Annotated in this window: 20 protein-coding genes; 9 read left to right on the forward strand and 11 right to left on the reverse strand. The window is 70.0% G+C overall.

Going from position 1 to position 21,165, the window contains the following annotated elements; genetic code table 11:
- Positions 1-38: 38 nt before the first annotated feature.
- The 4 genes from ABTX18_RS10980 to ABTX18_RS10995 all read right to left on the reverse strand — a co-directional run bounded on the left by ABTX18_RS10980 (position 39) and on the right by ABTX18_RS10995 (position 4,077).
- Positions 39-1,223, reverse strand: coding sequence for a hypothetical protein (locus tag ABTX18_RS10980; protein WP_352122390.1), 1,185 nt, complete (start codon positions 1,221-1,223; stop codon positions 39-41).
- On the reverse strand, positions 1,205-1,942 hold the full coding sequence (locus ABTX18_RS10985) for an ABC transporter ATP-binding protein (protein WP_352122391.1): 738 nt from the start codon (positions 1,940-1,942) through the stop codon (positions 1,205-1,207). Before ABTX18_RS10985 ends, ABTX18_RS10980 begins: the two co-directional genes overlap by 19 nt.
- Positions 1,943-2,221: 279 nt before the next feature.
- Entirely contained in the window at positions 2,222-3,601 is a 1,380-nt protein-coding gene (locus ABTX18_RS10990; protein WP_352122392.1) for an aspartate aminotransferase family protein, read from the reverse strand.
- Complete coding sequence (locus tag ABTX18_RS10995) at positions 3,586-4,077, reverse strand: Lrp/AsnC family transcriptional regulator (RefSeq protein ID WP_326739069.1); 492 nt, start codon at positions 4,075-4,077, stop codon at positions 3,586-3,588. The genes ABTX18_RS10990 and ABTX18_RS10995 overlap by 16 nt, the downstream gene beginning before the upstream one ends.
- A gap of 178 nt (positions 4,078-4,255) precedes the next feature.
- On the opposite strand from ABTX18_RS10995, the gene ABTX18_RS11000 reads away from it, so the two are divergent.
- From ABTX18_RS11000 to ABTX18_RS11010, 3 genes are all read left to right on the forward strand, one after another.
- Positions 4,256-5,695 carry a gamma-aminobutyraldehyde dehydrogenase gene (locus ABTX18_RS11000; RefSeq protein ID WP_352122393.1) on the forward strand — a complete coding sequence of 480 codons (1,440 nt, stop codon included), beginning with the start codon at positions 4,256-4,258 and terminating at the stop codon, positions 5,693-5,695.
- Positions 5,696-5,923: 228 nt separating this feature from the next.
- Complete coding sequence (locus tag ABTX18_RS11005) at positions 5,924-7,087, forward strand: polyamine ABC transporter substrate-binding protein (protein ID WP_352122394.1); 1,164 nt, start codon at positions 5,924-5,926, stop codon at positions 7,085-7,087.
- 54 nt (positions 7,088-7,141) lie between these two features.
- Positions 7,142-7,687 carry a hypothetical protein gene (locus ABTX18_RS11010; protein ID WP_352122395.1) on the forward strand — a complete coding sequence of 182 codons (546 nt, stop codon included), beginning with the start codon at positions 7,142-7,144 and terminating at the stop codon, positions 7,685-7,687.
- 33 nt (positions 7,688-7,720) lie between these two features.
- On the opposite strand, the gene ABTX18_RS11015 is transcribed toward ABTX18_RS11010, so the two are convergent.
- From ABTX18_RS11015 to ABTX18_RS11040, 6 genes are all read right to left on the reverse strand, one after another.
- Positions 7,721-8,920, reverse strand: coding sequence for a serine hydrolase domain-containing protein (locus ABTX18_RS11015; RefSeq protein WP_352122396.1), 1,200 nt, complete (start codon positions 8,918-8,920; stop codon positions 7,721-7,723).
- 84 nt (positions 8,921-9,004) lie between these two features.
- Complete coding sequence (locus ABTX18_RS11020; RefSeq protein WP_352122397.1) at positions 9,005-9,733, reverse strand: response regulator; 729 nt, start codon at positions 9,731-9,733, stop codon at positions 9,005-9,007.
- Entirely contained in the window at positions 9,730-10,932 is a 1,203-nt protein-coding gene (locus ABTX18_RS11025; RefSeq protein WP_352122398.1) for a sensor histidine kinase, read from the reverse strand. Before ABTX18_RS11025 ends, ABTX18_RS11020 begins: the two co-directional genes overlap by 4 nt.
- A 12-nt stretch (positions 10,933-10,944) precedes the next feature.
- Positions 10,945-11,751, reverse strand: coding sequence for an SAM-dependent methyltransferase (locus ABTX18_RS11030; protein WP_352122399.1), 807 nt, complete (start codon positions 11,749-11,751; stop codon positions 10,945-10,947).
- Positions 11,752-11,816: 65 nt separating this feature from the next.
- Complete coding sequence (locus tag ABTX18_RS11035; protein ID WP_352122400.1) at positions 11,817-12,557, reverse strand: glycerophosphodiester phosphodiesterase; 741 nt, start codon at positions 12,555-12,557, stop codon at positions 11,817-11,819.
- A gap of 24 nt (positions 12,558-12,581) precedes the next feature.
- Complete coding sequence (locus tag ABTX18_RS11040; RefSeq protein ID WP_352122401.1) at positions 12,582-13,616, reverse strand: adenosine deaminase; 1,035 nt, start codon at positions 13,614-13,616, stop codon at positions 12,582-12,584.
- Between the two features lie 120 nt (positions 13,617-13,736).
- Between ABTX18_RS11040 and ABTX18_RS11045 the strand changes: the two genes are divergently transcribed.
- Positions 13,737-14,534: a DUF4190 domain-containing protein gene (locus ABTX18_RS11045; RefSeq protein WP_352122402.1), complete on the forward strand. Its 798-nt coding sequence runs from the start codon at positions 13,737-13,739 to the stop codon at positions 14,532-14,534.
- A 91-nt stretch (positions 14,535-14,625) separates the two neighbouring features.
- On the opposite strand, the gene ybiA is transcribed toward ABTX18_RS11045, so the two are convergent.
- Positions 14,626-15,195 (reverse strand): riboflavin biosynthesis intermediates N-glycosidase, encoded by a 570-nt coding sequence (ybiA, locus tag ABTX18_RS11050; protein WP_503061126.1) that lies wholly within the window; start codon positions 15,193-15,195, stop codon positions 14,626-14,628.
- A gap of 213 nt (positions 15,196-15,408) precedes the next feature.
- Between ybiA and ABTX18_RS11055 the strand changes: the two genes are divergently transcribed.
- From ABTX18_RS11055 to ABTX18_RS11075, 5 genes are all read left to right on the forward strand, one after another.
- Positions 15,409-16,923, forward strand: a complete 1,515-nt coding sequence (locus ABTX18_RS11055) for a gamma-aminobutyraldehyde dehydrogenase (protein ID WP_352122404.1) — start codon at positions 15,409-15,411, stop codon at positions 16,921-16,923.
- Positions 16,924-16,966: 43 nt separating this feature from the next.
- Complete coding sequence (locus ABTX18_RS11060; RefSeq protein ID WP_352122405.1) at positions 16,967-18,217, forward strand: polyamine ABC transporter substrate-binding protein; 1,251 nt, start codon at positions 16,967-16,969, stop codon at positions 18,215-18,217.
- 74 nt (positions 18,218-18,291) lie between these two features.
- Positions 18,292-19,440 (forward strand): ABC transporter ATP-binding protein, encoded by a 1,149-nt coding sequence (locus ABTX18_RS11065; RefSeq protein WP_352122406.1) that lies wholly within the window; start codon positions 18,292-18,294, stop codon positions 19,438-19,440.
- Positions 19,437-20,363: an ABC transporter permease gene (locus tag ABTX18_RS11070; RefSeq protein ID WP_352122407.1), complete on the forward strand. Its 927-nt coding sequence runs from the start codon at positions 19,437-19,439 to the stop codon at positions 20,361-20,363. The genes ABTX18_RS11065 and ABTX18_RS11070 overlap by 4 nt, the downstream gene beginning before the upstream one ends.
- A complete protein-coding gene (locus ABTX18_RS11075; RefSeq protein ID WP_352122408.1) occupies positions 20,363-21,163 on the forward strand; it encodes an ABC transporter permease in 801 nt (266 codons plus the stop codon). The genes ABTX18_RS11070 and ABTX18_RS11075 overlap by 1 nt, the downstream gene beginning before the upstream one ends.
- The last annotated feature ends 2 nt before the right edge of the window (positions 21,164-21,165 follow it).

Genomic DNA, 21,165 nt, shown 5'->3' on the forward strand with positions numbered 1-21,165 from the left:
ACGGACCGGCCGGGGGAGATGCCCCGGCCGGAGCCCGTTCAGGCCGTCAGCGGCAGTGCGGCCAGCTCGGCGATCGCCCACGTCAGCGGGGCGAAGACGAGCAGCAGGACGGCCGCGCGCAGCGCCGTCGCCGCGCGCAGCGCCGAGGCCGGTGCGCCGAGGCGCAGCAGCGCCCGGGCCGTTTCGGCGCGCGCCTGCTTGGCCTCCAGCGCCGACGTCAGGAGCGTCGCTGTGGTGCAGCCGATGACGAGGACGGCGCCGAGGGCGGTGAGCGGACCGAAGGGCCGGGGCCCGGTCCCGTACAGCGCGTAGGCGGCGACGACGGCCGAGAGAACCGCGCAGACGATTCCCAGCGGGCGGCCGATCCGGTGGGCCTCGTCCATCAGGACCCGGCCCGCCAGCAGGCGTACGGCTCCGGGCCGCATCGCCTGCACCAGGCGTCCGCACAGGTAGGTCAGCCCCGGGCCGGCCGTGGCCAGGCCGATCGCCGTCAGGGTCCAGCCGACGAGCACCCAGGCCGGTGTGGCGTCGAGCTTGCCGGGGAGCGGGAAGGGACTGCCGGGCGCGCCCCGGTTCGCGTACGCCTCGACGGCGAGCCCGGCGGCCGTCAGGGCCACGCCCCACGGCAGCCCGGCGGGCGGCGCCGCCGGGGCCGGGAACTGCTCCTCGGGCAGCAGGTCCTCCGCCTCCTCCGTGGTGCCCTCGGCCCGCACCGGAGCGGTGCGCAGGGCCAGCGCGCTCGCCGTCGCGGCGGCAGCCGGCACCAGGGTCAGCAGGACGAGGACCGCGGCCAGGGGCAGCGGCGCGTCGGCGGCCAGCAGGCCGGCCGCGGCGCCGTCGAACGGCAGCCCGGACAGGTCGCCGCGCAGGTGGAGGAAGAAGAGCAGCGCCACCATCGAGCCGAGGGTGCACGAGACGGCGGTGGAGACCGCGGCGAGCACGCTCAGCCGCACCGGCCCGAGGCCGACGGCGGACAGTCCGGCGCGCGGGCGGGTGCTCGGGTCCGTACGCGCCACCGCTACCGCGAACTGCACCGTCGCGGCCAGGGGCACGAAGCACCACAGCAGTCGCAGTACGGAACCGGCGGAGTGCGCCGGGTGCCCGGAGGCATAGCCGAGCGTGCACAGCAGGAGGAAGCCGACCCCGGCGGAGGCGGCCGCGACCAGCAGCCGCCGCACCAGGACCAGTGGATGGGAACCGCGGGCTAGACGGAGAGCGAGCACGCCGCGCGGCCCTCCGTATCGGTCACGTCGGGCAGGCCGACCGTGGCGACCCGGCGTCCGTCCAGCAGCGGCACCACGCGGTCGGCGAGCGCGGCGATCTCCGCGTCGTGCGTGGCGAGGACCACCGTGATGCCGTGCGAGCGGGCCGCGCTCGTCAGGGTGCGCAGCACATGGGCGCGGTCGGTGCGGTGCAGCGTCGCGGTCGGCTCGTCGGCGAAGATCACCGAGGGTGATGCGGCGAGTGCGCGGGCCACCGAGATCCGCTGCCGCTGGCTCTGCTGGAGGGTGTGCGGCCGCTTCCGCGCGCACATGCCGATGTCGAGGCGTTCCAGCCACTCCATGGCGGTCTTCTTGGCCTCGCGGTGGGAGGAGCCGCGCAGCAGGAGCGGCAGCGCGGTGTTCTCCCAGGTGTTCAGTTCCGGGACGAGCTGGGGTTCGGGGGCGATCCAGCCGAACTTGTCGCGGCGCAGCCGTTCGCGCAGCCGCGGGCCCATGGTGTGGACGGGGACGCTGTTGAACCACACCTCGCCCTGCTGGGGCACGAGCTGGCCGGAGAGGCAGTGCAGCAGGGTCGTCTTGCCGCTGCCGCGCGGGCCGGTCACCGCGAGGATCTCGCCGTCGCGGATCCCCAGGGAGACCCCGCCGAGCGCGGGTGAGCCGTTGTGGGAGTGCTGCAGGGAACGCGCCCAGATCACGTCGTTGTCCGGCGGGGCCACCATGGCGTACACCTCGGTTCAGATCAGATATCCCGTTCCCCCGTACGGGGGAACGAAGGCGGGGCCGATCGGTCACTCGGCACCGTAGGGATTCGGATCGCGGTGTGCGCACAGCACACGGCCCGGGTGCGCTTCTTCCCACTCGAATGGGCGCATCCGGGCCGTGTGGACCGTATGAAATGACCGCCGGAGGGCCGTCACGGGACGGTCAAGCGGCGGTCAAGCCGGGGCCGGCCGCTGGGCCGTCCGGACCAGCGGTCAGAGCCTCGTCAGGACTGCTGGTCAGAGCTTCGTCCAGGCCTCCGTCAGGACGGACCGCAGGATGCCCTCGATCTCGTCGAACGTGGACTGGTCCGAGACCAGCGGCGGCGCGAGCTGGACGACCGGGTCGCCGCGGTCGTCGGCCCGGCAGTACAGGCCGTTGTCGTACAGCGCCTTGGAGAGGAAGCCGTACAGGACGCGCTCGGTCTCCTCGTCGGTGAACGTCTCCTTGGTGACCTTGTCCTTCACCAGCTCGATGCCGTAGAAGAAGCCGTTGCCGCGGACGTCGCCGACGATCGGCAGGTCGTGCAGCTTCTGCAGCGTGGTGAGGAAGGCGCTCTCGTTGTCGAGGACGTGCTGGTTGAGGCCCTCGCGCTCGAAGATGTCGAGGTTGGCGAGGCCGACCGCCGCGGACACCGGGTGGCCGCCGAAGGTGTAGCCGTGCAGGAAGGTGTTGCCGCCCTCGTAGAACGGCTCGGCGAGCTTGTCCGAGATGATGCAGGCACCGATCGGCGAGTAGCCCGAGGTCATGCCCTTGGCGCAGGTGATCATGTCCGGCACGTAGCCGAACTTGTCGCAGGCGAACATCGTGCCGAGGCGGCCGAAAGCACAGATGACCTCGTCGGAGACGAGCAGCACGTCGTACTTGTCGCAGATCTCGCGGACCCGCTGGAAGTAGCCGGGCGGGGGCGGGAAGCAGCCGCCCGCGTTCTGCACGGGCTCCAGGAAGACGGCGGCCACGGTGTCCGCGCCCTCGAAGAGGATCTCCTGCTCGATCTGGTCGGCGGCCCAGCGGCCGAAGGCCTCCGGGTCGTCGCCGTAAATCGGGGCGCGGTAGATGTTGGTGTTCGGCACCTTGTGCGCGCCGGGGACCAGCGGCTCGAAGGGGGCCTTGAGGGCAGGCAGGCCGGTGATGGACAGGGCGCCCTGCGGGGTGCCGTGATAGGCGACCGCACGCGAGATGACCTTGTACTTGGTCGGCTTGCCCTTGAGCTTGAAGTACTGCTTGGCCAGCTTCCAGGCGGTCTCGACGGCCTCGCCGCCACCGGTGGTGAAGAAGACCTTGTTCAGGTCGCCCGGGGCGTAGTCCGCGAGGCGCTCGGCCAGCTCGACGGCCTTCGGGTGGGCGTAGGACCACACCGGGAAGAAGGCCAGCTCCTGCGCCTGCTTGTACGCGGCCTCGGCGAGCTCGTGACGGCCGTGGCCGGCGTTGACCACGAACAGGCCGGACAGCCCGTCGAGGTAGCGCTTGCCCTTGTCGTCGAAGATGTAGGTGCCCTCGCCACGCACGATGGTGGGTACGGGCGCGTTCTCGTAGTCCGACATGCGGGTGAAGTGCATCCACAGGTGGTCGTACGCGGTCCGGCTGAGGTCCTTGCTCACGGCTATCGGGTTCCCCACATATAGGTCTGCTTCTTGAGCTTGAGGTAGACGAAGCTCTCGGTGGAGCGCACACCGGGGATGGCCCGGATGCGTTTGTTGATCGTCTCCAGCAGGTGGTCGTCGTCCTCGCAGACGATCTCCACCATCAGGTCGAAGGAGCCCGCGGTCATCACCACGTACTCGCATTCGGTCATGGCCGACAGGGCCTCCGCCACGGGGTCGAGGTCTCCCTCGACGTTGATCCCCACCATCGCCTGCCGCCGGAACCCCACGGTGAGGGGGTCGGTGACGGCGACGATCTGCATCACGCCCTGGTCGAGCAGCTTCTGGACGCGCTGCCGCACGGCCGCCTCGGACAGGCCCACGGCCTTGCCGATCGCGGCGTACGGACGACGCCCGTCCTCCTGGAGCTGCTCGATGATTGCGAGGGACACGGCATCGACCGCTGGGGACGATCCGTTCCCGGTCCTGGAGTCTGCGCTGCGACTGGCCACGGAGCCACTCTGCACCGGGACTCGTCTGTCTTGCAACCCTCAATCGATGAAATTCGTTGTCGTGAGGCTCAGATCTCACCGAATCCGAAGTTCGCGCCCTGTGGGTATGTCGAAACCGTTACCCATGCGGTTACGCTGGACGTCTCACCCATTGGACGTGTCGACAGGAGGGGTGGTTGTGACCACCGAGGTGCGCCGTCTGCGCAACTACATCAATGGCGAGTTCCGGGACGCCGCCGACGGGCGGACCATCGATGTGGTCAACCCGGTGACGGAGGAGGTCTACGCGACCTCCCCGCTGTCCGGCGAGGCCGACGTCGATGCCGCCATGGCCGCCGCCGCCGCTGCCTTCCCCGCGTGGCGCGACGCCACGCCCGCCGAGCGCCAGCGCGCCCTGCTGAAGATCGCGGACGCCTTCGAGGAGCGTGCCGAGGACCTCATCGCGGCCGAGTCCGAGAACACCGGCAAGCCGCTCGGGCTGACCCGCACCGAAGAGATCCCGCCGATGGTGGACCAGATCCGCTTCTTCGCGGGCGCCGCACGGCTGCTGGAGGGCCGCTCGGCCGGCGAGTACATGGAGGGGCTGACCTCCATCGTCCGCCGCGAGCCGGTCGGTGTGTGCGCGCAGGTCGCGCCGTGGAACTACCCGATGATGATGGCCGTGTGGAAGTTCGCCCCGGCGCTCGCCGCGGGCAACACCGTCGTCATCAAGCCGTCCGACACCACTCCGGCGTCCACCGTGCTGATCGCCGAGATCATCGGGCAGATCCTGCCGAAGGGCGTCTTCAACGTCATCTGCGGCGACCGCGACACCGGCCGCGCGATGGTCGAGCACCGGACGCCGGCCATGGCCTCCATCACCGGTTCGGTGCGGGCCGGCATGCAGGTCGCCGAGTCGGCCGCCAAGGACGTCAAGCGCGTCCACCTGGAGCTGGGCGGGAAGGCTCCCGTCGTCGTCTTCGAGGACACCGACATCCCCAAGGCCGTAGAGGACATCTCGGTGGCGGGGTACTTCAACGCCGGACAGGACTGCACGGCCGCGACCCGCGTGCTCGTCCACGAGTCGATCCACGACGAGTTCGTCACCGCGCTCGCCAAGGCCGCCTCCGACACGAAGACCGGGCAGCCGGACGACGAGGACGTGCTCTACGGCCCGCTGAACAACGCCAACCAGCTCGCCCAGGTCACCGGCTTCATCGAGCGGCTCCCCGCCCACGCCAAGGTCGAGGCCGGCGGCCACCGCGTCGGCGAGAAGGGCTACTTCTACGCCCCGACCGTCGTCTCCGGGCTCAAGCAGGACGACGAGATCATCCAGAACGAGGTCTTCGGCCCGGTCATCACCGTCCAGTCCTTCACGGACGAGGCCCAGGCCCTCGAGTGGGCGAACGGCGTCGAGTACGCGCTGGCCTCCTCCGTCTGGACCAAGGACCACGCGCGCGCCATGCGGATGTCCAAGAACCTCGACTTCGGCTGCGTGTGGATCAACACCCACATCCCGCTGGTCGCCGAGATGCCGCACGGCGGGTTCAAGAAGTCCGGCTACGGCAAGGACCTCTCCGCCTACGGCTTCGAGGACTACACCCGCATCAAGCACGTCATGACCTCGCTCGACGGCTGACCGTCGCGGTATTCGGTACGGATACGGCCCCGGGCACCCGCTCGGGGCCGTTTCCGTATCCATCGCCTGGCGCGCCTGCGACCGGCGCCTCCCGATCCGTGCCTCCCGGCCCGTTTCCGCCTCGACAGGTTGTGCCCAACGGGCGGGCTTCGCTGGACGGTTGGTCCATTGCCCGCCGCACCGGCCGACCGGCATCCTGCGCAGGTGCGAGCGATCCGGAACCACCTCATGTCCCGCCGGTCCCTGCTCCGTGCCACCGGGGCGGGAGCGGCCGGCGCCACGCTGGCCGCCTGCGGAGTCCCCGCCGCCTATGTGGAGCCGGGTGACCGTGCCGGCCGCGACCACTCCGCCGGCGATCACACCGTTCATTTCGCCAACTGGCCGCTCTACATCGACACCGACGACGAGGACGAGTCGAGGCGGCCCACCCTCGACGCGTTCGGCGAGCGGACCGGGATCTCCGTCACGTACACCGAGGAGATCAACGACAACGACGAGTTCTTCGGCAAGATCAGTCCGGCCCTCATGAACCACCAGCAGACCGGTCGCGACGTCGTCGTCATCAGCGACTGGATGGCCGCGCGCTTCGTCCGGCTCGGCTGGGTCCAGGAGATGGACCGGGGCAAGCAGCCCAACGTGGCGAAGTACCTCGACCCGCAGCTTCGCTCGCCCGCCTTCGACGAGGGCCGGACGCACACTGTCCCTTGGCAGTCCGGCATCACCGGCATCGCGTACAACCGCAGGAGGCTCGGCCGGGAGATCAAGCACACGAGCGACCTGTGGGCACCCGACCTGCGCGGCAAGGTCACCCTGCTGTCCGGGCTCGACGAGGCCTTTGCCCTGCTGATGCAGGGCAACGGCGTCGACATCACCCGCTGGGAGCGCGAGGACTTCCACGACATCTGCGACCAGGTGGAGAAGCTGGTGAAGAGCAAGCACATCCGTCGCTTCACCGGGAACGACTACATCAAGGACCTCTCCACCGGAGACGTGCTCGCCTGCCAGGCCTACTCCGGCGACGTCATCCAGCTCCAGGCCGACAACCCCGACATCGAGTTCGTGGTGCCCGAGGAGGGCGCCGAGCTCTGGGCGGAATCGCTGATGATCCCCAACCTCGCCCGCCACAAACGCAATGCCGAGAAACTCGTCGACTACTACTACGAGCCCGAGGTCGCCGCCGAACTCGCCACCTGGGTCAACTATGTCTGCCCCGTCCCCGCCGCCCGGGACGTCCTGGCCTCCTCCAAGGACGAGGAGACCGCCGCGCTGGCGGAGGACCCCCTGATCTTCCCCGACGACGGCATGCGCAAGCGGCTGGCCATAGCCCGCGACATCACCTCGGAGGAACGCGCCGGGTTCGCCAAGAAATGGAACGCCGTCGTCGGCTTGTGAAGGTGCGCCCGGGGTCGCGTGAAGAGCCGGTAAACACGGGCGTACGCTGCGGACATGAGCGAGCGACGCGCCTTGCAGAGGCGCATACGCGTGTGGTTGGCCGTCTTCATCGTCTGTCTGGTACTGAGCGGGCTCACCGCCTTCCCGCTCGTCCACGAACTGCGCTGGGCCGAGGACCTGCTGAGCTCCTCCGCCTCGCCCGTCCCCGAGCACTTCCCGGCCCTGATGGAGTGGATCACCCGGGTCCGTACCGGCCTGGACGAGGCCGATGCCACGTACCCCTTCGTGCTCTACGGCACCGACTGGCTGGCCTTCGCCCATCTCATGATCGCGGTCGCCTTCTACGGGCCCTACCGCGACCCGGTCCGCAACATCTGGGTCATCGAGTTCGGCATGATCGCGTGCGCCGGGATCATTCCGCTCGCCCTGATCTGCGGACCGATCCGCGACATCCCCTTCTGGTGGTCGGTCATCGACATGTCGTTCGGCGTCATCGGGGTGATCCCGCTGCTGATCGTCCACCGCCTGATCAAGCGGCTGGAGGCCATGGAGGGGACGCCGGAGCCGGTGCCCGCCGGCGAATCCGCTCCAGCGGTCTGAATTACCCGGGCGAATCCGCTCCAGCGGTCCGAATCACCCGGCGGACGGGGCGCCGAAAGCCGCCACCACGACGTTCATCGCCGTGGCGTTCATGTCGCTGCCTTTCGCGTCCGTCGCGTTGACGCTGTAGACGAGGGTGCGGGAGAGGTCGCGGGTGGCCGCGATGGCCGTGTTGTATCCCCAGCGGCCACCCGTCTTGCCCCAGACCTCGCGTCCCCCCAGCGTCATCACCGAGAGGCCCGCGCCGAACGCGGCGGGCCGGCCCGTGCCGTACTCCCGCACCGAGGCGTCGGGCAGTGTGAACATCGCCTCCAGCAGCGGTCCGCGCACCACCTGCCCGCCGAACAGCGCCCGGGTGAACCGCTCCAGATCGGCCGTGGTGGATATCAGGTCCCCTGCCGCCCAGGCGTCGCTCGCCCCCCACACCGTCACATCGCGCAGCTCGCCCTGTGTGCCGAAGGCCTGGTATCCGTGGTTGTGCCGGCCGCGTATCTTCGGATCGGTGCCGGGGAAGTAGGTGTCCTTCAGGCCAAGGGGCTCCAGGACGCGGCGCGAGACCTGGGAGGCGTACGTGCCCCCGGTGACCCGCTCGATCAGCAGCCCTGCGACGGTGTAGCCGATGTTGGCGTAGTGCTGCTGGGTGCCGGGCGCGAAGTCCGGCCGGTGCGCGGTGGCTTCGCGCACCACGTCCGCCGGATCGGTCACGTCGAAGCGGTGCGCGTACCAGTCCTCCAGCGTGTCGCCGTTGCCCGGGTCCACGGACGGGATGCCGCTGGTGTGGTTCAGCAGTTGGCGCACCGTGACCTTCCCGTACGCCGCCGGGATCAGGTCCGGCAGATAGTGCCGGGCCGGACGGTCCAGGCCGATTCTGCCCTCCCCGGCCAACTGGAGGACCACGGCCGCCGTGAACACCTTGGTGACCGAACCGGCCCGGAAGCGCCCGGCGGGGTCCGCCGCCCGCTGTGACGTCAGGTCGTGGACGCCGGCGGTTCCCCGCCAGACGCCCGCGGTGCCCGATACCCGCACCAGTGCGGCCGTGGCATCGTCTTTCGGGAGCCCGCTGATCGCGGCCCGCAGCGCCTTGGCGTCGGCTGCCCCGACGGCCGGTGACGCGGGGGCGGCCCGGCCCGTCACGGAGGGGCCGGCCGCTGCCAGGGCCGGTGAGGCGGGGCCCGCCGTGATGCCGATGAGCAGAGCGGCTGCGATGACGATGCGGGACGTGCGGGCGTTCATGTCAGGTGCCTCCTGTGCGTGGAACCGGGTGGAGTCCTCAACTGCTTGTGGAGTCCATCCTGTTCATCCGCTCGCTCGGGCGGATCACCCGAGCGAGGGTTTCCCCGGGGGAGACTTGCTCCCCTGCGCGGGGGAGCCGCCTGTCGTCTCTCCCTCCGCGGAGGGAGAGACGACGCCGCATTCGTAGGCGCAGATCACTGCCTGGATCCGGTCGCGCAGGCCCAGTTTGGACAGGACGTTGCCGACATGCGTCTTCACGGTGTGCTCGCTGACGACCAGCGCCGCCGCGATCTCCGCGTTCGACAGCCCGCGTGCCAGATGGAGCAGCGTCTCGTGCTCACGTGCGGTCAGCACGTCCAGGCGCGCCGACGGCTTCGACGACACGGTCGCCGGGTGCGAGGTGTACGCGGCGATCAGCCGGCGGGCCACCGAGGGAGCCAGCAGCGAGTCGCCGGCCGCCACCACCCGTACCGCGTGCACCAGGTCGTCCCGGCGGACGTCCTTGAGCAGAAAACCGCTCGCGCCCGCGTGCAGTGCCTCGTACACGTACTCGTCCGAGTCGAACGTCGTCAGCATGACGGTCCGGCAGTCACTCCCGGACGTGATGGTGCGGCAGGCCTCGATGCCGTCCGTGCCGGGCATGCGGATGTCGAGCAGTGCCACCTGCGGAGCCAGCCGCCGCACCGCGTCGACCGCTGCGGCACCGTCGCCGGCCTCGGCCACCACCTCGATGTCCGGCTGCGCGTCCAGGATCATCGCGAAGCCGCTGCGCACCAGCTCCTGATCGTCGGCCACCACCACGCGGATCGTCATTGCCTCGGTCCTGTCTGCTGTTCCGTTTCGGGCCGCGGGTGCGGGATCGTCACTCCGACCCGGAAGCCGCGGCCGTCCGGATCGCGACCGGTAAGGGCCGTGCCACCGTGCGCCGCGGCGCGTTCGCGGATGCCGGTGAGCCCCAGCCCGGATCCGCCCCCGGATCGCCCGGGTCCGCTCCCGTCATCGGTGACCGTCAGGGTCAGTGCGTCGGGTCCGTGCTCCAGCCGCACTCGTGCCGAATGCGCGTCCGCGTGCCGGACGACATTCGTCAGGGCCTCCTGCACGATCCGGTAGACCGTCGCCTCGACCGCCAGCCCGGGTGGCCGGGGGTTGCCCGTGACCTCGTACGAGACCGCGAGACCGCCCAGGCCGACCCGTTCCACCAGGCCGGGCAGCCCGTCCAGCGCGGGCTGCGGCTCGCGCGGTGCGTCCGGTGCGCCCTCGTCCTCACGGAGCACGCCGAGCATCCGGCGCAACTGCACCATCGCGTCCCGGCCCGCCTCCGAGATCGCGTCGAAGGCCGCCTCGGCACGCTCCGGCGCCGCCCGTACCGCCACCGGCCCGGCCTCCGCCTGCACGATCATCAGGCTCACCGCATGCGACAGGATGTCGTGCATCTCCCGGGCGATGCGGGCCCGTTCACGGGCCGCGGCCTGCTCGGCCTCGATGCGGTGCGTCAGCTCCAGCTGCCGCGACCGGTCCTCCACGGCCCGCAGATACGCCTTGCGGGTGACGGCGAGCCTGCCGAAGGCGTAGGCCGCGGCGAACACGAAGAGGGAGAAGAGGAGCTCCCGCAGGGCGTCGCTGTCCAGGCCGACCGAGACCACCACACCCAGCGCGGTGAGGGTCGAGACCCCGATCCGCTTCGGCGGCGAGGAGAGCTCGGCCACGGTGTAGAAGGCCACGAGGCCGGTGTACGGGAGAGGCTGGCCAGGTCCGTCGACGGCGTACCGGTACACAGCGCCCGTTGCGAGCACGGCGAGAAGGACCGCGACCGGGGCCTGGCGGCGGACCACCAGCGGCACCACTGTCAGGGTGGTCAGCCCGTACGCCGTCCATGTCGCTTCCGGGAGATCGGGAGCGCGCGGCACGAGGAACGGCATGGTCATGGCGCCCTGGACCAGCAGCGCGATGAGCAGATCGAGCGTGCGGGGCCCGGCCCGTCCCGCTCGCTCGGTGATGTCGCGTATACGCATGGGGCGGCGGCCTCAGGGCTTCCGTGCCACCGCGCCGAACTGGGCGACCTCCGCGTCACGGGTGCCGGGCGCGGGCCGCCAGCGGGCGCACGAGACGATGCCCGGATCGACTAGGTCCAGGCCGTCGAGGAACGCGGCGAACTCGAAACGGCCGCGGGCGGTGATCGGGGGAGTGGCGTTCTCGTTCCAGAACCGCATCGCGGCCTCGTTGCCTTCGCCGCCCAGCTCCAACGTGGGGTGGGTGAGGACCAGATAGCTGCCGGACGGCACCGCGGCCATGAGCCGCTGGACGATGCGCAGCGCCTCGTCCGTGTCGAGGACGAAGTTCAGGATGCCCAGCAGCATGACCGCGACCGGGCGCTCCAGGTCGAGGGTCGGCTGGGCGGCACGCAGGATCTGTTCCGGGTGCCGGGCGTCCGCTTCGATGTACTCGGTCGCTCCCTGCGGCGAACTGGTCAGCAGCGAGCGGGCGTGGGCCAGGACGATCGGGTCGTTGTCGACGTAGACGACGCGGGCGTCGGGGGCGGTGTGCTGGGCGACCTCATGGGTGTTGTCCGCCGTCGGCAGGCCGGTGCCGATGTCCAGGAACTGGCCGATGCCCGCGTCACCGGCCAGATACCGCACCGCCCGCCCCAGGAACGCCCGGTCCGCCCGCGCCACTTCGCCGATGCTCGGATACATGGCCGTGACGTGGTCGCCGACCGCCCGGTCCACCGGGAAGTGATCGTGGCCGCCGAGCCAGTAGTTCCAGACCCGGGCGTTGTGGGCGACGTCGGAACGGACGCGGGCGGGCAGGGGGTTGCTGCGGGGGGCGGTCACGTCTGGCTCCTTGGCGCGGGCCTGTCATTCCGGGCGATGAGATCGCGTCCATGATGCCGGACCGGTCAAGCTCCGTGGACGGACGGGGAGTTGCGGATCACCTTGTGCAGGACGTCGATCCGGTTGGTGGTGAGGGAGTCCACGCCCATCCGGATCAGCCTGCGCATCGTGCGGCCGGTGTCCGCCGTCCACGCCGACACCAGCAGCCCGTCCCGGTGGTTGCGGTCGGTCAGCTCCCGGCTCACCAGACCGAACCGGTAGTTCAGCCAGCGCGGCCGCACGACGTCCAGCAGCGCTGCCCGTGGCGGCGCGAGCGTCGTCCAGGTCATCGCGATCTCGGCGGACGGGTCGGCGGCCCGCACCCGGAGCATCGCCTCGGGCCCCGCGCAGTAGTAGACGCGCTCGGCGGCCCCGCACTCGCGGACCACGCCGACGGTCCGGCGTACGGAATCGTCGGTGGACCCGGGCAGGTCGAGCATGAGGCGGTGCGCCCCGGGCAGGAGCAGGGCCTCGCGCAGCGTCGGCACCGAGCCCGCGGTCAGTTCGGTCAGTTCCTGGTGCGTGAGCCGGTCCAGCCGCAGGTCATGACCCCACAGCCGCTCCAGCGTGGCGTCGTGCAGCAGGACCGGCACACCGTCACGCGTGATCCGGACGTCGATCTCGACCGCGTCCGCCCCCCGTTCGAGGGCGGAGCGGACCGAGAGGAGGGTGTTCTCGCGCACGCGGTAGGGATCGCCGCGGTGCGCCACGGCGGTGACAGGGGTGAGAGCGGTGACAGCGGTGAGAGGGGTGACAGGGGTGACCATGGGGTCATTGTCACCGCTGAGGGATCACCGGCCCGTCTGCTCCAGCCAGTTCGTCGTGTACGTGTCGATCTCGGCGGACAGCGTGCGCTTGCCGGCCGCGTCGAGGAAGGACGCCTCGACGGCGTTCTTGGCGAGCGAGGCGAGGCCCCGCTCGTCGAGGTCCAGGAGGCGGGCCGCCACCCCGTACTCGTTGTTGAGGTCGGTGCCGAACATGGGCGGGTCGTCGCTGTTGATGGTGACCAGGACGCCGGCCTCCACCATCTCCCTGACCGGGTGCTGCTCGATGTCCTTGACCGCCCGGGTCGCGATGTTGGAGGTGGGGCAGACCTCCAGGGCGATGCGGTGCTCGGCGAGATGGTCCAGCAGCCTCGGGTCGCGCACCGAACTGGTGCCGTGGCCGATGCGCTCGGCGCGCAGCGAGGTCAGCGCGTCCCAGACCGTCTGCGGACCCGTCGTCTCCCCGGCGTGCGGCACGGAGTGCAGGCCCTCGGCGAGCGCCCGGTCGAAATACGGCTTGAACTGCGGCCGCTCCACACCGATCTCGGGGCCGCCCAGACCGAAGGAGACGAGCCCCTCCGGACGCAGGTCCACGGCGAGCCGGGTGGTCTCCTCCGCGGCCTCCAGGCCGGCCTCGCCCGGAATGTCGAAGCACCAGCGCAGCACCACCCCGAGCTCGGCCTCGGCGGCCTTGCGGGCGTCCTCGATGGCCTCCATGAAGGCGAGCTCGGGGATGCCGCGGCGGGTGGAGGAGAAGGGGGTGACGGTCAGCTCCGCGTAACGGATGTTCTGCCGCGCCATGTCGCGGGCGACCTCGAACGTCAGCAGCCGGACGTCCTCCGGGGTGCGGATCAGGTCCACGACCGAGAGGTACACCTCGATGAAGTGGCCGAAGTCCGTGAACGAGAAGTAGTCGGCCAGCGCCTCGGGGTCGGTGGGGACCTTGGAGTCGGGGTGGTGCGCGGCCAGTTCGGCGACGATGCGGGGGGAGGCGGAGCCGACATGGTGGACATGGAGCTCGGCCTTGGGCAGCCCCGCGATGAAGGGGTGCAGATCGGTCATCGGATCCTCCGGGGGCGTGGGTGATGCGGGCCCGGTACGTCGGGGGTCCGGGCAGGGGACGGGAGTCATCGTAGGACGGGGCCCGCCCGTACCATGACGGGATCACGATGGGGGAGGCCCATGTCAGACAACACAGAACGGCCCGCTGACGGGGGGTCGGCACCGCGCGATCCGTGGGCTCCGCCGGAGACCCGGGTGCCGTTGGACAAGAACCCCGCCGATGCCCGGGTGCCCTTGGACAAGAACCCTGCGGACGCCCGCCCGCAGACGGACGCGGACGCCGGACACGCCGGCCCGCCGCCCGTGCACGACCAGCAGACGGTCACGTCGATGCCGAACGCCGGGACCGGTCCGATACCCACGGCCGGATTCGGCCCTCCCGGCCAGGGACAGCCGGCCGGCCCCTGGCAGGACCCGGGCGCGGTGCCGCCACCGCCGGTCGGGCCGAACGGCCCGGGCCAGCCGGTCCCGCCGCCGATGGGGCAGTACGGCTACCCGGGCGCGCAGCAGTCGCAGTACGGCTACCCGGTCGCCCCGGGCCCGCAGTACGGCGGCTACCCCGGCTACGGCGGCCAGCCCGCGTGGGGTGTCGGGCCCTCCAACGGCATGGGCACGGCGGCCATGGTCATGGGCATCCTGGCCGTCTGCCTCTTCTGCGTCTACGGCATCCCCAGCATCATCCTGGGCACGCTCGCGCTGATCTTCGGCATCATCGGGCGCAAGCGGGCCGCCCGCGGCGAGGCGGACAACGCCGGGCAGGCGCTGGCCGGAGTCATTCTGGGGTCGATCGGGATCGCCATCGGCGTCGTCATCATCGGCGGCATCATCTGGCTCGCCACGCACGCGGACGAGTTCGACGACGACACGTACGACGGCGACACCTACGGGACGTCCCTGGTCATCGAGGACGCGCGATGACCACCCCGGCCGCGCCGGGTACGGCCCGGTAGACGGCCGGGAGCCGGGCCCGTGGGCCCGTGGGACGCACCCCACGGCCCACGGGCCCGTTTCATATGCCGTCCGCCCCGTCCCGCAGCGCGGCCCGCGCCTCCATCAGCGCGAACCCCAGCAGATTCAGGCCGCGCCACGTCGCCGGGTCCTCCGCACGCGGATCGTCGGCCGCAAGTCCGATGCCCCAGATCCGGTCCATCGGGCTTGCCTCGACCAGCACGCGGTCGCCCGTGCCCAGCAGGAATCCGCCCAGCTCCGGGTTCTGGCCGAATTTGTGGACGCTGCCCGCCACCACCAGCCGGTACCGCTCGCGTTCCCAGACGGCACCGTCGAAATCGCGGACCAGCCGGCCCACCTTCTTCGCCTCGGCCGGACTCTTCGCCGCCACCGCCCGCTCCGCGGCCTCCGCGTCACCGAACAGCCTTGCCTTGCCGGCCATCATCCAGTGCTCGGCCGACGCGTACGTCACCCCGTCGACCGTGAACGGCGAGGGCCACCACTGACTGAGGCAGCTCGCACCGATCCGGCCGTCCGGGCGCGGCCGGTGCCCCCAGAACAGCAGGTACTTCACCTTCTCGCCCCGGCCCGCCCGCGACACGAGCCCGCTGACATCCCGGACATCCCCCATGTGTTCCATGACACCCGAGTCTGGCATCCGCCACTGACACTCCGTACGGGTAATTCCGTATCGACGCGACACATGGTCGACAGATTCCGTCGCGTAACCAAAAGGCAACAACGGAATCACTTGTTGGGTCGGGTCCCCTCTGCCAGGATCGGCACTCAAATCGAGCAGAAGCTACGCCGCCCTCCCCTCGGGGCAGCGGCGGAGGAGAGCGTGATGGGCAACAGCTTCCAGGTACAGGACCGTTTCGCGGACGGCGCGCAGTACATCGGCGGAAGGCTGCGGTCCGGCACATCAGGACGCAGGCACGAGGTGGTGAATCCGGCCACCGGTGACACCGTCTACAGCTACGAACTGGCCGGAACCGCCGACGTGGACGCGGCCGTCGCCGCGGCGCGCGAGGCGTTCCCCGGCTGGTCCGGGGCCACCCCGGCCGAGCGGTCCGAGGCCATGCACCGCTTCGCCGCCGTCCTCGCCGAGCAGGCGGACGACTTCGCTTACGCGGAGTCCCTCCAGTGCGGCAAGCCGGTCAAGCTCTCCACCGGGTTCGACGTCCCCGGCACGATCGACAACACCTCCTTCTTCGCCGGCGCCGCCCGGCACCTGGAGGGAAAGTCCGCCGCCGAGTACGACGGCGACCACACCTCGTACGTACGGCGAGAGGCGATCGGGGTCATCGGCTCCATCGCCCCCTGGAACTACCCGCTCCAGATGGCGGCCTGGAAGGTCCTCCCGGCCATCGCAGCCGGGAACACCATCGTGCTCAAGCCCGCCGAGATCACCCCGCTGACCTCGCTGATGTTCGCCCAGGCGGCCACCGAGGCCGGCATCCCGGACGGCGTGATCAACATCGTCACCGGGGCCGGCCGGGACGCGGGCGAACACCTCGTCGGCCACCCCGACGTCGTGATGACCTCCTTCACCGGCTCCACCGCGGTCGGCAAGCGCGTCGCGGAGATCGCCACCTCCACCGTCAAGCGCCTCCACCTCGAACTCGGCGGCAAGGCCCCCTTCGTGGTCTTCGACGACGCCGACCTGGAGGCCGCGGTCCACGGAGCCGTCGCCGCATCCCTCATCAACACCGGCCAGGACTGCACCGCCGCCACCCGGGCCTACGTACAGCGCCCGCTCCACGACGCCTTCGTCCGGGGCGTCGCCGCCCTGATGGAGACCGTCCGGCTCGGCGACCCGTTCGACCCGAAGACCGACCTGGGCCCGCTGATCAGCCACGCCCAGCGCGACCGGGTCGCCGGCTTCGTCGAGCGCGCCCGCGCCTGTGCCACCGTCGTCACCGGCGGCGAGGTCCCCGGCGGCGCCCTGGCGGACGGCGCCTACTACCGGCCGACCCTGATCACCGGCGCCGCGCAGGACAGCGAGATCGTCCAGTCCGAGATCTTCGGACCGGTCCTGGCCGTGCTGCCCTTCGACACCGACGACGAGGGCATCGCTCTGGCCAACGACACCCCCTACGGACTCGCCGCCTCCGCCTGGACCCGCGACCTGTACCGCGCGGGCCGCGCCACCCGCGAGATCAAGGCCGGCTGCGTGTGGATCAACGACCACATTCCGATCATCAGCGAGATGCCGCACGGCGGATACAAGGCCAGCGGCTTCGGCAAGGACATGTCGTCGTACTCCTTCGAGGAGTACACGCAGGTCAAGCACGTCATGTACGACAACACCGCGGTCGCCCGGAAGGACTGGCACCGCACGATCTTCGGGGACCGATAAACCTGCCGGTCCGGCCGCACACCCACCCGAAAGGGCAACGCGTATGGAGAGTTTCGAGCCCGAGCGTCTCTCGGCGGCCCAGCTGGCCGCGATGCGCCGGAGTCTGACCAACGGCAGGGGAGCCCTCACCCGCCGGTCACTGCTGCGCGCCTCAGGCCTGGGCGCGCTCGCGATCGGCGGACTCGGGACGCTGAGCGCGTGCGGCATCCCGCCCGCCCAGCGGGAAGGCGACGCGGCGGCGGCCTCGGACGACCACTCGGCCAAGGAGAAGCAGATCAACTTCTCCAACTGGACCGAGTACATGGACGTCAGCGAGGACGAGAAGCACCGGCCCACCCTGGACGCGTTCACCGAACGCACCGGGATCAAGGTGAAGTACACCGAGGACATCAACGACAACGTCGAGTTCTTCGGGAAGATCAAACCGCAGCTCGCGGCCGGCCAGGACACCGGACGCGACCTGATCATCGTCACCGACTGGCTGGCCGCCCGCATCATCCGGCTCGGCTGGGCCCAGAAGCTCGACCCGGCAAACCTGCCGCACGCCTTCGCCAACCTCTCGCCCCAGTTCCGCACCCCCGACTGGGACCCGGGCCGCGCCTACTCGTATCCCTGGACGGGCATCCCGACGGTCATCGCGTACAACTCCAAGGCGACCAACGGCCGCAAGGTCGACTCCGTGACGCAGCTGCTCGACGACCCCACGCTCAAGGGCCGGGTCGGCTTCCTCTCCGAAATGCGCGACTCCATCGGCATGACCATGCTCGACATGGGCAAGGACCCGGGGAACTTCACCGACGCCGACTACGACGCCGTGATCGGCCGCCTCCAGAAGGGCGTCGACAAGAACCAGATACGCCGCTTCACCGGCAACGACTACACCGCAGACCTCGACAAGGGCGACATCGCCGCCTGCGTCGCCTGGGCGGGCGACATCATCCAGCTCCAGGCCGGAAACCCGGACATCAAGTTCGCCATCCCGGCCGCCGGATACATCACCTCCAGCGACAACATGCTGGTCCCGGCCAAGGCCCGGCACAAGACCAACGCCGAGAAGCTCATGGACTACTACTACGAGCCCCCGGTCGCCGCCCAGCTCGCCGCCTACATCAACTACGTCTGCCCGGTCGACGGGGTCCGCGACGAACTCGCCAGGATCGACAAGGCGATGGCCGCCAACACGCTGATCCTCCCCGACAAGGCCATGGCCGCGAAGTCGCACGCCTTCCGCTCCCTCACCGCCGAGGAAGAGACGGCGTACGAGGAGAAGTTCGCCAAGCTCATCGGCGCCTGACGCCACGCACGGCCTTCTCCAGGTCCACCCCGATCTCCCCTGATCTCCCTCTGACACCACTGGGACTGCGATCCATGACACAGCAGCAGACAGGCGGCGACGTCCGCCTCACCGGGATCAGCAAGACGTACGGCTCCTTCGCGGCCGTCCAACCGCTCGATCTGACCGTCCCGCAGGGCTCCTTCTTCGCGCTGCTCGGCGCGTCCGGCTGCGGCAAGACCACCACCCTGCGGATGATCGCGGGCCTGGAGGAGGCCACCACCGGCACCATCGCGCTGGGCGGCCAGGACATCACCGACCTTCCGCCCTACAAGCGGCCCGTCAACACCGTCTTCCAGAGCTACGCGCTGTTCCCGCACCTCGACATCACGGAGAACATCGCCTTCGGGCTCCGCCGCCGCGGCATCAAATCGGTCAAGAAGCAGGTCGACGACATGCTGGACCTCGTCCAGCTCGGTGACTTCGCCAAGCGCAAGCCCCACCAGCTCTCCGGCGGCCAGCAACAGCGCGTCGCGGTCGCCCGCGCCCTGATCAACCACCCGCAGGTGCTGCTGCTCGACGAACCGCTCGGCGCCCTCGACCTCAAGCTGCGCCGCCAGATGCAGCTCGAACTCAAGCGCATCCAGACCGAGGTCGGCATCACGTTCATCCATGTCACCCACGACCAGGAAGAGGCCATGACGATGGCCGACACCGTCGCGGTGATGAACGCGGGCCGGGTCGAGCAGCTCGGTGACCCCGCCGATCTGTACGAGAACCCGCGGACCACCTTCGTCGCCAACTTCCTCGGGACCTCCAACCTCATCGAGGGCGAAGTCGTCTCCACCGGCACGGACATCGTCGTCGCGGCCGGCGGCGGCAAGCTCCGGCTGCCCACGGACCGCTGTCAGGCACCGGCCGCGAACGGAGGCAGGCTGCTGCTCGGCATCCGCCCCGAGAAAATCTCGCTCGCCCACCGCGACGAGGAGGACGCGATAGCGGAGGGCCGCAACCGGGTCACCGGACGGATCGTCGACTCCAGCTTCATCGGCGTCTCCACGCAGTACGTGGTGGAGAGCCCGGCAGGGAAGTCCCTCCAGGTCTACGAGCAGAACATCGAGCGAGACGCGCGGCTCACCGCCGGGGCAGAGGTCGTCCTGCACTGGAACCCGGCGCACACCTTCGGCCTCGACGCCGCCCAGGACATCGACGCCGGTGTGGAGACGGTGGAGGACGCCGCGTGACGCTCACCGAGGAGGCGCCACCGGCCCCCGTCACCGCGCCGGAAGCGCGCAAGCCCGCCACCCGCAAGCGCCTCGTCCCGTACTGGCTGCTGCTCCCCGGCATCCTGTGGCTCATCGTCTTCTTCGCGCTGCCGATGGTCTACCAGGCCTCGACCTCCGTACAGACCGGCTCCCTGGAGAAGGGCTTCGAGGTCACCTGGCACTTCCAGACCTACTGGGACGCGCTGACCGACTACTACCCGCAGTTCATCCGGTCCCTGCTCTACGCGGGCACCGCGACGCTCCTGTGTCTGCTCCTCGGCTACCCTCTCGCCTACCTCATCGCGTTCAAGGCGGGCCGCTGGCGCAACCTGGTCCTGGTGCTGGTCATCGCCCCGTTCTTCACCAGCTTCCTGATCCGTACGCTCGCCTGGAAGACGATCCTCGCGGACGGCGGCGCGGTCGTCGACGTACTGAACACACTGCACGTCCTGGACGTCACCAGCTGGCTCGGCTGGACCGAGAACAACCGGGTGCTGGCCACGCCGATGGCCGTGGTCTGCGGTCTCACGTACAACTTCCTGCCGTTCATGATCCTGCCGCTCTACACCTCGCTGGAGCGGATCGACGGCCGGCTGCACGAGGCCGCCGGGGACCTGTACGCCACCCCCGCCACGACCTTCCGCAAGGTGACCTTCCCGCTGTCCATGCCGGGTGTCGTCTCCGGGACGCTGCTGACCTTCATCCCGGCCAGCGGCGACTACGTCAACGCGGAACTCCTCGGCTCCACCGACACCAAGATGGTCGGCAGCGTCATCCAGACCCAGTTCCTGCGCGTCCTCGACTATCCGACGGCGGCCGCGCTCTCGTTCATCCTCATGGCGGTCGTCCTGCTCATGGTCACCGTCTACATTCGCCGCTCCGGGACGGAGGACCTGGTCTGATGCCCCTACTGCGCCGGCTGCGACGCCACCTGGTCGTCATCGCGGGTCTGCTGACCCTCGCCTACATGATCCTTCCGAACATCGTCGTGATGGTGTTCTCCTTCAACAAGCCCAACGGGCGCTTCAACTACTCCTGGCAGCGCTTCTCGCTGGAGGCGTGGAAGGACCCCTGCGGAGTCGCCGACATGTGCGGCTCTCTCTCGCTCTCCCTGCAGATCGCCGTCTGGGCCACGATCGGGGCGACCGTGCTCGGCACGATGATCGCGTTCGCCCTGGTCCGCTACCGGTTCCGGGCGCGCGGCGCGATCAACTCGCTGATCTTCCTGCCGATGGCGATGCCCGAGGTCGTCATGGCCGCCTCGCTGCTCACACTGTTCCTCAATATGGGCGCGCAGCTCGGCTTCTGGACGATTCTGATCGCGCACATCATGTTCTGCCTCAGCTTCGTCGTCACGGCCGTCAAGGCGCGCGTCATGTCGATGGACCCGAGGCTGGAGGAGGCGGCGCGCGACCTGTACGCGGGACCCGTGCAGACCTTCGTGCGGGTGACTCTGCCGATCGCCGCGCCCGGAATCGCCGCGGGAGCGCTGCTCGCCTTCGCGCTCTCCTTCGACGATTTCATCATCACCAATTTCAACGCGGGCTCGACCGTCACCTTCCCCATGTTCGTCTGGGGGTCGGCGCAGCGCGGCACGCCCGTACAGATCAACGTCATCGGCACGGCGATGTTCATCATCGCGGTGCTGGTGGTTCTCGCCGGCCAGCTGCTCGCGAACCGGCGCAAGAACGCACGGCCCTGAAA

The sequence above is a fragment of the Streptomyces sp. NPDC096323 genome, assembly GCF_040302845.1.
Classification (GTDB): domain Bacteria; phylum Actinomycetota; class Actinomycetes; order Streptomycetales; family Streptomycetaceae; genus Streptomyces.

Excerpts from the sequence above, each read along its gene's own strand:
- ABTX18_RS11010 (WP_352122395.1), top strand. The coding sequence starts at position 7,142 with ATGAGCGAGCGACGCGCCTTGCAGAGGCGCATACGCGTGTGGTTGGCC.
- ABTX18_RS11040 (WP_352122401.1), bottom strand. The coding sequence starts at position 13,616 with ATGACCGATCTGCACCCCTTCATCGCGGGGCTGCCCAAGGCCGAGCTC.
- ybiA (WP_503061126.1), bottom strand. The coding sequence starts at position 15,195 with ATGGGGGATGTCCGGGATGTCAGCGGGCTCGTGTCGCGGGCGGGCCGG.
- ABTX18_RS11060 (WP_352122405.1), top strand. The coding sequence starts at position 16,967 with ATGGAGAGTTTCGAGCCCGAGCGTCTCTCGGCGGCCCAGCTGGCCGCG.
- ABTX18_RS11065 (WP_352122406.1), top strand. The coding sequence starts at position 18,292 with ATGACACAGCAGCAGACAGGCGGCGACGTCCGCCTCACCGGGATCAGC.
- ABTX18_RS11005 (WP_352122394.1), top strand. The coding sequence starts at position 5,924 with ATGTCCCGCCGGTCCCTGCTCCGTGCCACCGGGGCGGGAGCGGCCGGC.
- ABTX18_RS11055 (WP_352122404.1), top strand. The coding sequence starts at position 15,409 with ATGGGCAACAGCTTCCAGGTACAGGACCGTTTCGCGGACGGCGCGCAG.
- ABTX18_RS11035 (WP_352122400.1), bottom strand. The coding sequence starts at position 12,557 with ATGGTCACCCCTGTCACCCCTCTCACCGCTGTCACCGCTCTCACCCCT.
- ABTX18_RS11025 (WP_352122398.1), bottom strand. The coding sequence starts at position 10,932 with ATGCGTATACGCGACATCACCGAGCGAGCGGGACGGGCCGGGCCCCGC.
- ABTX18_RS10985 (WP_352122391.1), bottom strand. The coding sequence starts at position 1,942 with ATGGTGGCCCCGCCGGACAACGACGTGATCTGGGCGCGTTCCCTGCAG.
- ABTX18_RS11045 (WP_352122402.1), top strand. The coding sequence starts at position 13,737 with ATGTCAGACAACACAGAACGGCCCGCTGACGGGGGGTCGGCACCGCGC.
- ABTX18_RS11015 (WP_352122396.1), bottom strand. The coding sequence starts at position 8,920 with ATGAACGCCCGCACGTCCCGCATCGTCATCGCAGCCGCTCTGCTCATC.
- ABTX18_RS11075 (WP_352122408.1), top strand. The coding sequence starts at position 20,363 with ATGCCCCTACTGCGCCGGCTGCGACGCCACCTGGTCGTCATCGCGGGT.
- ABTX18_RS11020 (WP_352122397.1), bottom strand. The coding sequence starts at position 9,733 with ATGACGATCCGCGTGGTGGTGGCCGACGATCAGGAGCTGGTGCGCAGC.